General features: G+C 38.6%; 9 protein-coding genes and 3 tRNA genes. 3 read left to right on the top strand and 9 right to left on the bottom strand.

The genetic code is table 11. From position 1 onward, the window contains the following. The 5 genes from B4A24_RS18305 to mgtE all read right to left on the bottom strand — a co-directional run bounded on the left by B4A24_RS18305 (position 1) and on the right by mgtE (position 2960). Entirely contained in the window at positions 1-915 is a 915-nt protein-coding gene (locus B4A24_RS18305; protein ID WP_293946459.1) for a PfkB family carbohydrate kinase, read from the bottom strand. Positions 916-972: 57 nt separating this feature from the next. Continuing rightward, positions 973-1046, bottom strand: a tRNA-Asn gene (locus B4A24_RS18300). Between the two features lie 93 nt (positions 1047-1139). Then, positions 1140-1213 (bottom strand) — tRNA-Asn (locus tag B4A24_RS18295). Between the two features lie 50 nt (positions 1214-1263). Continuing rightward, positions 1264-1337 (bottom strand) — tRNA-Asn (locus B4A24_RS18290). A 246-nt stretch (positions 1338-1583) separates the two neighbouring features. Further along, positions 1584-2960 (bottom strand): magnesium transporter, encoded by a 1377-nt coding sequence (mgtE, locus tag B4A24_RS18285; RefSeq protein ID WP_293946458.1) that lies wholly within the window; start codon positions 2958-2960, stop codon positions 1584-1586. Between the two features lie 805 nt (positions 2961-3765). On the opposite strand from mgtE, the gene B4A24_RS18280 reads away from it, so the two are divergent. Next, the gene (locus B4A24_RS18280; RefSeq protein WP_293946457.1) at positions 3766-6453 is read left to right on the top strand and encodes a hypothetical protein; all 2688 of its coding nucleotides are present in this window, start codon (positions 3766-3768) and stop codon (positions 6451-6453) included. On the opposite strand, the gene B4A24_RS18275 is transcribed toward B4A24_RS18280, so the two are convergent. The 3 genes from B4A24_RS18275 to sppA all read right to left on the bottom strand — a co-directional run bounded on the left by B4A24_RS18275 (position 6450) and on the right by sppA (position 10744). Then, a complete protein-coding gene (locus tag B4A24_RS18275; RefSeq protein ID WP_293946456.1) occupies positions 6450-7292 on the bottom strand; it encodes an endonuclease/exonuclease/phosphatase family protein in 843 nt (280 codons plus the stop codon). The two genes, B4A24_RS18280 and B4A24_RS18275, sit on opposite strands and share 4 nt — an antisense overlap. A gap of 383 nt (positions 7293-7675) precedes the next feature. Next, positions 7676-8866 carry a phosphoglycerate kinase gene (locus tag B4A24_RS18270; RefSeq protein ID WP_293946543.1) on the bottom strand — a complete coding sequence of 397 codons (1191 nt, stop codon included), beginning with the start codon at positions 8864-8866 and terminating at the stop codon, positions 7676-7678. 111 nt (positions 8867-8977) lie between these two features. Next, the gene (gene sppA, locus B4A24_RS18265) at positions 8978-10744 is read right to left on the bottom strand and encodes a signal peptide peptidase SppA (protein ID WP_293946455.1); all 1767 of its coding nucleotides are present in this window, start codon (positions 10742-10744) and stop codon (positions 8978-8980) included. Between the two features lie 121 nt (positions 10745-10865). Between sppA and folK the strand changes: the two genes are divergently transcribed. Both folK and B4A24_RS18255 read left to right on the top strand, forming a co-directional pair. Continuing rightward, positions 10866-11369, top strand: a complete 504-nt coding sequence (gene folK, locus B4A24_RS18260; RefSeq protein WP_293946454.1) for a 2-amino-4-hydroxy-6-hydroxymethyldihydropteridine diphosphokinase — start codon at positions 10866-10868, stop codon at positions 11367-11369. Beyond that, complete coding sequence (locus tag B4A24_RS18255) at positions 11350-11694, top strand: Hpt domain-containing protein (protein WP_293946453.1); 345 nt, start codon at positions 11350-11352, stop codon at positions 11692-11694. The genes folK and B4A24_RS18255 overlap by 20 nt, the downstream gene beginning before the upstream one ends. Here the strand turns inward: B4A24_RS18255 and pssA are convergent. Beyond that, entirely contained in the window at positions 11691-12377 is a 687-nt protein-coding gene (gene pssA, locus B4A24_RS18250; protein WP_293946452.1) for a CDP-diacylglycerol--serine O-phosphatidyltransferase, read from the bottom strand. The genes B4A24_RS18255 and pssA overlap by 4 nt on opposite strands. Positions 12378-12427 lie beyond the last annotated feature (50 nt).

Raw genomic sequence — 12427 nt, 5'->3', positions numbered from 1 at the left:
TTATAGACTAAACTGCGACAGCGCGACAAAAGCATTTAGTCGCTTCTGTATGTCTCCATCGGTGAGATCAACGAGACGATCTGTTCCAAACTTCTCCACACAAAAGGAAGCCAATACAGATCCAAAGATCAAGGCATTTTTCATATTGTTGAAATTTATGCTTTTCACCTTGGCAAGATAGCCGATAAAACCACCTGCAAACGAATCTCCTGCTCCTGTGGGATCAAACACATCGGCTAAAGGTAGCGCTGGAGCAGAAAAAATCTGATTTTCACCAAAAAGCAATGCACCATGCTCTCCCTTTTTTATGATCAGGTATTTTGGGCCCATTGCCAAAATAACCTTTGCGGCTTTGACCAGGGAATATTCACCGGATAGTTGCCTTGCTTCGGCATCATTGATTGTCAAGACATCGACTTCCTTGAGCACTTTCTTTAAATCATCTAAAGCAACATTCATCCAATAGTTCATCGTATCCAACACGACTAGTTTCGGTTTTCGTCTCAAACGGCCTAAGGTCGTTAATTGCACCTGCGGAGTTAGATTTCCAAGGAGAAGATATTCGCAATCCTGATAACTATCAGGAATAATGGGATCAAAATTTGCCAGCACATTTAAATCTGTGGCTAGCGTATCTCGGCTATTCATGTCATTATGGTATCTTCCAGACCACCAGAACGTTTGTCCGCCCGGCACAATCTGAACACCTGATACATCAATGCCGCGATCTTTTATAACAGCAAGATTACGACTTCCAAAGTCTTCCCCAATAACGCTGACTAATTTGATCTGGTCACATAAATAGGATGCCGCTAAACTCGCAAAAGTACCGGCACCGCCTAGAATTTTGTCAGTTTTACCGAACGGTGTTTCAATCGTATCAAAAGCCACCGTGCCAATAATTACTAAACTCATAGTTTTTTGATAAGCATGATAAACAAAAAAACCGGCATAAAGCCGGTTTCAATATTGCTCCTGAAGCTGGGCTCGAACCAGCGACCCTCTGATTAACAGTCAGATGCTCTAACCTGCTGAGCTATTCAGGAATTTTAATTTTGCGAGAAAATCCTTTCTCATTGAATGCACAAAAATAGTACATTTTTATAGTATTCGCAAATAATTTTGTTATTTGCTCAATGCTCCTGAAGCTGGGCTCGAACCAGCGACCCTCTGATTAACAGTCAGATGCTCTAACCGGCTGAGCTATTCAGGAATGAAAAATTGAATATTTTAAAAACTCCGGTTATGTAAGTTATTAAATTGCTCCTGAAGCTGGGCTCGAACCAGCGACCCTCTGATTAACAGTCAGATGCTCTAACCTGCTGAGCTATTCAGGAGTATTTTTTCAATTTTTCTGGAGACTCTATCGCGTTTCCGTGATGCAAGTATCGGAAGATTATTAGAATACTACAAATTTTTTCAACACATTTTTTACAACTTCCTAAAATACAACAAGAATAATTTATTTTTCATTTTCCAGATCCTAACCAAAAACCTGCTTCAAGCACCTCAAACAGCATAATGTTTGTATTACTACTGCACCGAGAGGCACATTTAACTCAACGACATCGATCAAACAAGTGCTAAAGCAATACACCTTTGAGAATAAGCGTTGCCACCGTAAAATAAATTAAAAGCCCTGTTACATCGACAAGTGTAGAGACGAATGGTGCCGATGAGCTAGCAGGGTCGGCCCCTAATCTTTTCATTACAAAAGGAAGCATGGAGCCCATTAATGACCCCCAAAGGACAACCCCGATCAAAGACAGCGAAATCACTAGAGCGACCAGCACCCAGTATTCGCCATATGTATGTGCAAAGGATTGCCAGGCCATAATTCTTAAAAACCCTAAACCTCCTAGAATAAGCCCAAGCAAAAGACCCGACACTATCTCCCGTCGCATTACACGCCACCAATCCGAAAGAGTCACCTCCCCCAATGCCATCGCTTGTATAATTAATGTCGAAGCTTGTGAACCACTATTTCCCCCACTGGAGATGATCACTGGCATCAATGCGAATAACATGATTGCACTCGCCATCTCTTCCTCAAAATGCTCGATGACGGTGGCAGTCAACAATTGCCCTAGAAACAGAACAATTAGCCAGCCGGCTCTCTTTTTCACAAGGTTTCTGATAGAGACATCCAGATAAGGCTCATCCAAAGCCTCAGTACCACCAATACGTTGCATGTCCTCGGTATACTCCTCGTTGGCTACCCACAAGATATCATCAACTGTAACGATCCCTATCATTACTCCCTGCCCATCCACAACCGGAAGAGCAACCCTATTGTTCATACGGAAGATATTAATTGCTTCCTCCTGCGGATCATAAGCATTCAAAGAAATCAAACGGTAATCAATCAGGTCCCCTACAATTGTTTCCGGCTCAGCCATCAGCACATCTTTGATCCGGATATCATCGATAAGTTTACCATTTGAATCGATAACATAAAGCACATCAATAGTCTCAGAATCCTTTCCATATCGACGAATATGCCCCAATATTCTTTCAATACTCCAGTGTGCTTTTACCGTAATATAATCCGGCGTCATTAGGCGACCAACACTGTCTTCGGGATAGCCCAACAAAGCTAAAGCTTCTACCCGATCTTTGGGTGGCAAGAGCAAAATTAAATGCTTAATATCATCCTTCATTTCCGAGAAAAAAGAAGTTCGATCATCGGGTGGAAGTTCGTTGATTAACGCACTTATTTTAGCTTTGGAAAGTCGTTTAAAAATTCGATTTTGTGTAGGAAAATCTAGGATCCGAAAAACGTTTACGGCACGATTTAAATTTAAGGATTCAATAAAGAGTGGACCGTGTTCTGGCAGTTCATCAATCAGCTCCTCAACCTCAGAAATATTCAATTCATTTAGAAATTCCTCCAACCCAGCAAAATCACCATTCGCTATCAATTGTTCTATTTGACTTACCTGCATTTCCAGTTCTTCCATATCTTCCTTTCGATTTTAAAATCCTACATCGGTACAAATTATATGTTACAAAAATCGCTTTTTTAAAGTAAATTCTGAATAAAAAAATAAATAATAAAAAGGCATCAAAATAGCAAGGACATTTTACCTTCGACAATACAGCGAACAATACAGCTTATTCAAAAACAAGACATTTTGTCATTAATAAACATTTCATCACACAACCCAAGATTTGACAAGAAAAAACATCAAAACCTTCCGCTCAAAAATGTCCTCGTCTTGATATCCATTTTTATAAAAGCGAACACAAGACAAGAAGAATATAAAAGTAGGATGCGCCCATCACAGCGCTACCATCCGAGCCCATCCATAAAATTTACCGTTATAAAAATATCTAAATTTTTCGCCGCACCCATTATCTTATGGATGAATATTTAAGTATATTCGTCACATACTTCTTTCCATCTGAAGATCGTATTGCATTAAAGAAAACAGAACGCTAAAGTTGATTTATAATCGTAAATAAACAACAAAACAAATAAAAACATTAAAAATATAATAATATAAATATCAATGTTTTATATACTAAAATAAAAATGTAAACTTCATATAAAACCAAAGATATTAGCTAAAAAAAATAGCAAACCACAAATTAACCTCATAAATGAAATATAAAAATATAATTATCAATACTTTAATAGTTTTAATATTAACTATATCTTCAGAAAAAACTTTTGCACAGTTTTTTGAAGACAGCCAAGCACCGCTCAGTCAAAAATGGTTCAAAATTGAAACCCCAAATTTTAAACTTATTTTCCCTAGAGAGATGAAAGGCCAAGCCCCTACCCTAGCTAATCATGTCAACAACTCGCTGCGTATAACAAGTAGGAATTACAAAATTACACCGCGAAAAATCCCTTTCATCATACACAACACTAATCTGCAGACAAATGGTTTTGTCCAGTTATCACCCCGAAAATCTGAACTGTATAGTACCGCCGGAGCTGAGCCAGACAACCAAACTTGGTTGCCCAACTTGATCCTGCATGAGTCTAGACATGTGAGCCAATTTGACAAATTGACAGGAAAATTAAAGGCTCCGTTTTTTGAACAACTAGCACTTGCTTACTATGGACTAACTATCCCTTCCTGGTTCTTTGAGGGCGACGCTACACTAACCGAAACCATTTACTCCAATGGTGGAAGGGGTCGATTGCCATCTTTTGAAATGCCGATCAAAGCCAATTTCTTATCTCAGCAGAATTACAGTTTCAATAAGTACTTACTCGGATCCTTTAAAGATATTGTCCCTAGCTACTACACGATCGGCTACCTTATGACCTCAACAATGAAGTCTGAATTGCCGCCAAATTACGAAGCGGATTTGTTTTCAGAGCTCAACAAACGACCGCTGTATCCTTATAATATCAACCGTGTATTGAAGAAAAAAATAGGTGGAAATAGCAGTTATTTATTTAATAAAACAATAGCGAAATTGGACGCTGTATGGAAAGAGAAAACAGCGGATTATTCAGCCCAAAATTATACTGAAATTAACAAACAAAACGACCGTTATTACAACAGCAATCTATTACCAAAATCAAGCGGAAATTTAATTTATTTTATTAAACAAAATCCAGAAAAAACAAATGCAATTTATACGTATGACAGCAATCAGAAATCGGAATCACAACTTGTAAAAACAGGAATCCAGTTGACTCCACATTTCGATATCAACAGCGAATTCATTGTATGGGACGAGCTCCGAAAAGATCCGCGCTATAATAAGAGAACATATAGTGTGATTAACTTAATGAACCTGAAAACAGGAAAAATCAAAACACTTACCAAGCAGTCCAGGTATTATTCACCTGTATTTAGCCCCGTAAACGAATCTATTGCATGTGTCGAAGTAGATTTATCCAACACAAGCTATCTCACGCTCATAAGCCTTAAAAACGGCTCTGTAATCAAGCGCATAAAAACAGGAGATGATGAGCAACTTCAGCATCCTGCATTTAATACCACAGGAGACAAAATAATTGCAATCCGGCTATCCGAAATTGGGACAGCAATTTGTGAAATTGACCTCAGAAATGACAACATCACGAACCTTACCGCTTGGGGTAACCAACAATATGAACGACCTCAATACCTCCCAGGTATGGATATCCTTATCAAAGCAAACTTCAATGGTATTGATAACATCTACAAGATAGACCGTCAGTCAGGTGCAAAACAACTCTTGACGAAAGCTCCGTTTGGCGCTTTTAATCCATTTTATGATAAGATCACCAAGCAGCTGCTTTTTAACAATTATCAGTATAACGGTTATAAAATTAGTCAGACAGGCGTAGACACTGTCTTTGAAATCAAACCGGAGACCGATTATTTTTCTCATTATTACGCTGCTGCTTTACACAAGGACAGTATATTCAACAGTGCCACCACAGCACCGGATTCAAGCCAAAAATATACCATTACACCTTACAAAGGGTTCGGCCGAACTTTTAACTTCCATAGTCTTTCTCTAAGCAGCAGTAACTTTGAAAGTTTCGACAATTTCAAACCCGGTATTTTTTGGCTTTCAAACAACATTTTAAATACAACCCAAATTGCACTTGGTTATGAATACGATACCGATATCAGAAAGGGTATTTATTCAGCCGAGCTCACGTATAATAAATATTTTCCAAAATTCTCCCTACGTTATGAAAACAGGGGCCAGATCGCAGCGGCAACTATCCCCAACAAACCAGACAGCAGCATCAGGTTCGACTGGAGAGAACATTACCTTTCTTCGCAGATTTCCATTCCATTGTCTTTTTATAGGCTTGATTACAATTATTCAACGGGATTCAATTTTGCAACAGCCTATTTGAAACGATACAACTTAAGCCGTAATGACCTCAAAAACTTTAATTATGAAACTGCATTTCCCTTGACTTACCAGCTTTATTTCAACCGAAATGCCCGTATATCAACAATGGACCAATATCCAAGATGGGGACAGAATTTCAGCATAACCTATAGACATACCCCTTTTGAAAACAAAGCTAAAGGGGAAATTCTTTCTGCACGGTCTGTGTTTTATCTCCCCGGATTCGTGACTAATCATGGCTTTCAGATCCGCTTAAGCGCACAGGCTGGAACAGGTATTTATGAATACATCAACGATATTCCACTCGTCAGCGGATTTAGTTATTATAAATATGAGAAAGTAAAAAATACATTACTGATCAACTATCGCTTTCCTATCGCCTACCCTGATTTTGGGTTAGGTTCACTAGCCTATATAAAACGTATAAAAGGTGGTGTATTTGCAGACTATCAGAATATTCACAAACATAAAGAAGCAGCACCAAAGAGCTTTGGAGGATACTTGTCCTTTGATTTCAATGCTTTTAGATATCCGCTACCCGATTTTGAGTTTGTTGTGAAAGGAACTTACATCAATGATCAAACGACAACGCAGCGTGTAGTCCCAACAGTAAGTTTAAATTACACGTACTAAGGATGAGTGGCCCAATTGAAATTAGCGGCTAATGCATAATGATCTGACAACGGTAAGCCCTTGATGTTCGTAAATAGGTTATTTTCTATATTATAATCACGTGCAGCCAAACTTAGATGGCTGTTGCTACGGTAGAGAATCTTGTCTATTGACTCACTCTGGTTGCCAATTGACAACATATGGGGTGGTTTAAATGCATGTTTCGCTTCAGGCACAAGCCCCCCGTTCTGGAGTTCTACCCAACTGTCCACCAATGTGGTTGACTCCATAAAATCATGTAGGTTATCATCACCAAAACTGTAGTGTGCATTAAAATCCCCCATGACAATTAGTGCATTTTCGCTCGAATTTTCACCTATATAATCGCGTAGCTGATTAAGATTGTCTCTTCTCGCACGAGAAGCCCGCCTACTATTCTGTGCATTTGCATGTACATTATAGACGTCAATCCACACACCCGCAACGATTTCTACCTTGACTATGGTAAAACCTTTCGGTGTTAGAAAATCAGCTCCAGTGCGCTTTTTCCAAGGTACACGCACGACGTCAGACATTGGAAAACGGGACAGGGTATTCAGTCCATCCCCAAAAGGCACCCGTCCTTTTGGTTTGGTACGATAAGGGTGTTGATTTCCACCCCAATAAAGACTATTGTTATAATTGAAATCTTCTTGCACATTCACAATATCGAAAGGATTGATCTTCTTGCCTATTTCAGCAATACTCCTGCTCCTTCCGGTAATCGCAGAGGAAATAAACCCCGGTAATCCCGCCACATTATATGTTAATACTGAAAAAAAGCCCGAACTATCTTTATCTTTTTTGTGATTAGCGCCCATCAATAACTACCTATTAAAATCGTACTGTGATAAATTTAATAAATACAGCAAACACTCACTAGTGATGAACAGATATTTAACAGATAATTGATTAAAAAGTGACATTAGTGGGAAATATAACAAGTTGCAAATAGAGGCACAGGAAAGGCTCTTGCTGATGCTTGGCACTTCAACAAAAAGCAGCTGCATTAAAAGCCCATTTCGTAATTTAATCCCAAATAAAACTTTGTCATTAAATCATTCTCAACGAAAAAGGATCAAATTCTTACGATTTTGATCCTTTTGTACATTTTTAGCCATAGGAAGACTGTATGCTATTAATTCTGATTTGCCCCACGAATTTTAGTTATAATACAGCGTTTTTCTATAACTTTTAAAAGGTATTAATTTTCAAGCGCTTTTACACCTGGAAGAGCCTTTCCTTCCATATATTCTAGCAATGCCCCACCGCCTGTGCTAACATAACTCACATCCTCGGTCATACCAAATTTACTTACCGCAGCAGCAGAATCACCACCACCGATTAATGAGAATGCGCCACTTTGCGTTGCTTCCACAACAGCGTCAGCAACAGCTTTTGTACCTTTTGCAAAAGTATCAAATTCAAAAACTCCCATAGGACCATTCCAAAGCACGGTTTTTGATTCCTTGATAATAGACGCAAAATTTACAGCAGACTCCTGACCAATGTCTAAGCCCTGAAGGTCTGCAGGAATCTGATCATTTGGACCATCATATACATTTGCATCATTAGAAAATGCATCAGCAATCTGTGCATCCGTAGGAATAACCAGGTTTACTCCTTTTTCTTTCGCTTTCTTTACCAATTCATTCGCCAGATCAAGTTTATCGATCTCAACTAATGACCGGCCGATCTCTCCACCTCTTGCTTTGATAAAAGTATAAGCCATACCTCCACCGATCAGCAAATTATCGACTTTATCCAATAAAGCTTCGATCAACTGGATTTTATCTGAAACCTTTGCTCCCCCCATGATCGCTGTAAAAGGTCGAACAGGATTATTCAAAACTTTCTCTGCATTACCCACCTCAGCCGCCATCAGATATCCGCTATATTTCGCGGATGGGAAAAACTGTGCAACAATCGCTGTCGAAGCATGTGCTCTATGTGCTGTACCAAATGCATCATTTACATATACATCACCCAATTTTGAAAGTTTTTCAGCAAATTCCACATCACCTTTTTCCTCTTCTTTATAAAAACGTAAGTTCTCAAGTAATAAAACTTGGCCAGCTTGCAATGCAGCAGCTTTTTCCACAGCTTCTTTTCCAATGCAATCATTGGCAAATTGAACATCTGTACCTAACACCTTAGAAAGATGGGCAACAATATGTTTTAATGAATACTTATCAGTAGGACCATCTTTCGGTCTTCCTAAATGGGACATCAATATCACACTTCCGCCGTCATTCAAAATTTTCTTTATTGTCGGAGCAGCCCCCTGAATACGATTATCATCCGTAATATTGAAATTCTCATCCAAAGGAACGTTGAAATCTACGCGAACCAAGGCTTTTTTACCTGCAAAATTTAAATCGTCTACTGTTTTCATCATATAACTTTAATGTTTTAGGATCTGTCGTTTGCCAAACGAACAGCTAAATATAGAAAAAAGGCATTTATTTTCATCAAATAAATGCCTTTTTATCGGATTAAATTATCATTAATGAATTTCTACAGTGTAAGGTAACCTTGCCTGAATACCGCTTTGCGTAGTTGCCTGCCGCATCACATCGAAATAACGATAGTATTCACCCATTTGTTCTTTCGCGACCCAAGCCTGAACTTTTTCCTTCGAATTGTTCAATATCGAAGTGAGCGGATCTTCCTTCTCAGGATATTGCGTTACTTTATACTTGTTTAGATTAGCCTTTTTGGCTGCTGCCTGAATAGCAGCATCAAGATTACCCAAACGATCAACCAATTTATTACCCAATCCCTGAGCACCTGTCCAAACCCGGCCTTGACCAATGCTATCAACATTGGGCAGGGAGATCTTTCTTCCTTCCGCCACAACTTTTGTAAAGGTAGTATATACTTTATCAACCTCACGCTGGATGATATCCCTTTCTTCGGCTGTCAAAGGACGATCAAAAGTAGTATTCAAATCCGCAAATTTTCCAGTTTTCACACCATCATAATGCACGCCAATTTTATTGTTCATTAAATTCTGAAAATTCGGTATCACGCCAAATACGCCGATTGATCCTGTAATGGTCGTTGGCTCAGCAAATATTGAATCAGCGGCAGCCGATATGTAATAACCGCCAGATGCCGCAACATCCCCCATCGATACGATTACTGGTTTAATTTTTTTTGTCAAAATAACCTCACGCCAGATGATGTCCGATGCTAGAGCTGAGCCCCCTGGTGAATTTACGCGCAATACAACAGCTTTTACAGCATCATCTTCTCTCAACTTACGTAATTCCCTTGAAAATTTATCACCACCAATTTCACCCGGACGAGTTCCTTCGCCATCCACAATCTCTCCAACCGCATAAAGAACAGCCACCTCAGATCCACTACCATCATCCTTCAGCTTCTTATTATAATCTAATAACGAAACAAACGATATTTCTTCCTTATCCCCTACCTTCAGTCGTTTTCTCAAATCAGCCAATAATTCATCTTTATAAATCTTAGCGTCCGCGAGCTTATAGCGCACCGCATCATCTGCACTTCTAACAAGGTAATTGTTCGCTATACCGCGTAACGAGTCCGCCGGAATATTTCGGCTTATCGAAATTTCATTTATAAAAGTATCGTATATACTTCCCAGATATGATGTTACCTGTAGACGATTTGGATCACTCATTTTATTTAAGAAAAAGGGTTCCACAGCACTCTTAAATGTACCTACTTTCACAATCTGCATTTCCACCCCAACTTTTTCCAATAAATCTTTATAAAACATCGTCGAACTGGCAAGCCCCCTAAAATCGATGGTTCCTTGCGGATTGACATACACTTTATCGGCTATACTTGCTACATAATATGCTTTTTGATTGTATCCAGCATTGTAGGCAACTATAAATTTGCCTGTTTTCTTAAATGCTAACAACTCATCCCGCACCTCTTTCAAACTCGCAAAACCAGTTCCGATACTCCCCGCATCGATATAAATCCCCTTAATACTCTCGTCCGTTGCTGCATATTTGATTCTACCCAGGATATCATCCAAACCAATACTCTTTGTAGAATACCCCGGAAGATTTAAGCTTCCAAAAGGATTATTGTCGTTCCGCTCATTGATGTCATAGTCAAAGGATAGAAATAACACCGAATTGCTTTTGACAACGACCTCCTGCTCCGAAGACGCTGAGCTGATAAGCGCCCCAATAATACCCATAAAAACAATAAACAAAATCACAAAAGATATCACAATCCCTGTAATTGTAGCCAATACATACTTAAAAAATGATCTCATATTTTATAATTAATTCCGATTTTTACAATCTTGCAAATGGAATGATTTATTTTACACTAAAGGTAGTGCAATATTTTTTATTCCCCCAGTATTTTATTCCATAAAGCCTTAATTTAGTAGGATGAATAAGATTTTTATATTATTAGGGACCAACTTGGGAGATCGCATGCAGCAACTCGCATTAGCAAGGAAATATCTGGAAGAACGGGTCGGAAAAATTCAAAAAGAATCCACCATTTATGAAACTGCGGCCTGGGGGGTTGAAGACCAACCTTCCTTCCTAAATCAGGTTGTCTTAATAAGTTCGGATTTATCAGCCTTGGAATGTTTAAACTGCACACAGCAGATTGAATTGGATCTGGGAAGAATCCGTCTAAAGAAATGGGGTGAAAGAGCTATTGACATTGATTTACTCTATTTCAACAATGAGATTATTCACTATCCAACCCTAATTATACCACACCCTTTTATTTCAGAACGGCGTTTTACCTTAGAACCCTTAGCAGAAATAGCTCCAGACTACATTCACCCTGTTTACAAAAAAAATAACGTATCTTTATTGAACAATTGCAAGGACGAATTACCCGTAAAGAAAATTAGCAACGATGAACCATATCGACATTGACCTGATCAACCAAAACATGTTTGACAACTCAGATTTGATCAAACAGTTTGTATCAATGTATCTTATCCAGACTCCGGTAGATTTAGACAAGTTGCGAAATGCACTAGCTGAAGGCGATCATCAGAAAATTACCGATGCTGCCCACCATATCAAACCTACGATGGATTATATTGGAGCGTTTCATTTAAAAGCCAAATTTGAAGAATTGGAATTAAGTGCCAAAAATACAGATTCATTAGAGGGACTTCGGGCAACTTTTGAAGTGCTGGATATTGAAATGAAAGAACTGTTATTTGAACTTGAACAATACGAAAAAACGATCTAAGCCAGATCGTTTTTTTTATTAAAGTGCAATGCCGACAGTATAAAATACAAAAGCAGAATAACTGGCAAAGCCATAAATTGCCCGATTATAAATAAGACCAAAGTTAAAAACAGAAAGATAAAGCGAAATTTATTCGTTTTCCAATCCATCGAACTGAATTTCATCGAAAACAACCGAATCTCACTAATCAACAGATAACTGGTCAGTAGCGCACTACAAATCAAAAATATTGGATTTATAATGAGTTCTGGATACTCAACAGCAATATAAGGTAATGAAAGCACATAAAAGGTATTCATTGGTGTATTGAGTCCAATAAAATCGGAAGTTTGTCGTTCATCCAAATTAAACTTGGCCAAACGCAAAGCCGAAAACACGGTCACAATAAATCCCAGATACGGTAGTAAGGAACCATCGGGAAACGCTTTTTGCAGTAATGTAAACATGATCGTACCCGGTAAAAACCCAAAACTGACCATATCTGCCAGTGAATCCAGCTCCTTACCAATAGGTGACTTTACATGAAGGAGCCTTGCAACCATACCATCAAAAAAATCAAATATTCCAGAAGCGAGCACGCATATAGTAACTGCTTGTATGTTCCCATCCAAGGCCATCAATACAGCGATACAACCACTAAAAAGATTCAGGCAGGTCAGCAGATTTGGAATATGTTTTTTCATCTATATGATTTGTTTTCTTATAAAAAAAGCCATCATTCTATTAAAAATGA

Origin of the sequence: Sphingobacterium sp. UBA7249 (genome assembly GCF_002472835.1) — a bacterium.
GTDB lineage: Bacteria > Bacteroidota > Bacteroidia > Sphingobacteriales > Sphingobacteriaceae > Sphingobacterium > Sphingobacterium prati.
This window is presented reverse-complemented; position numbering and strand designations above follow the sequence as displayed.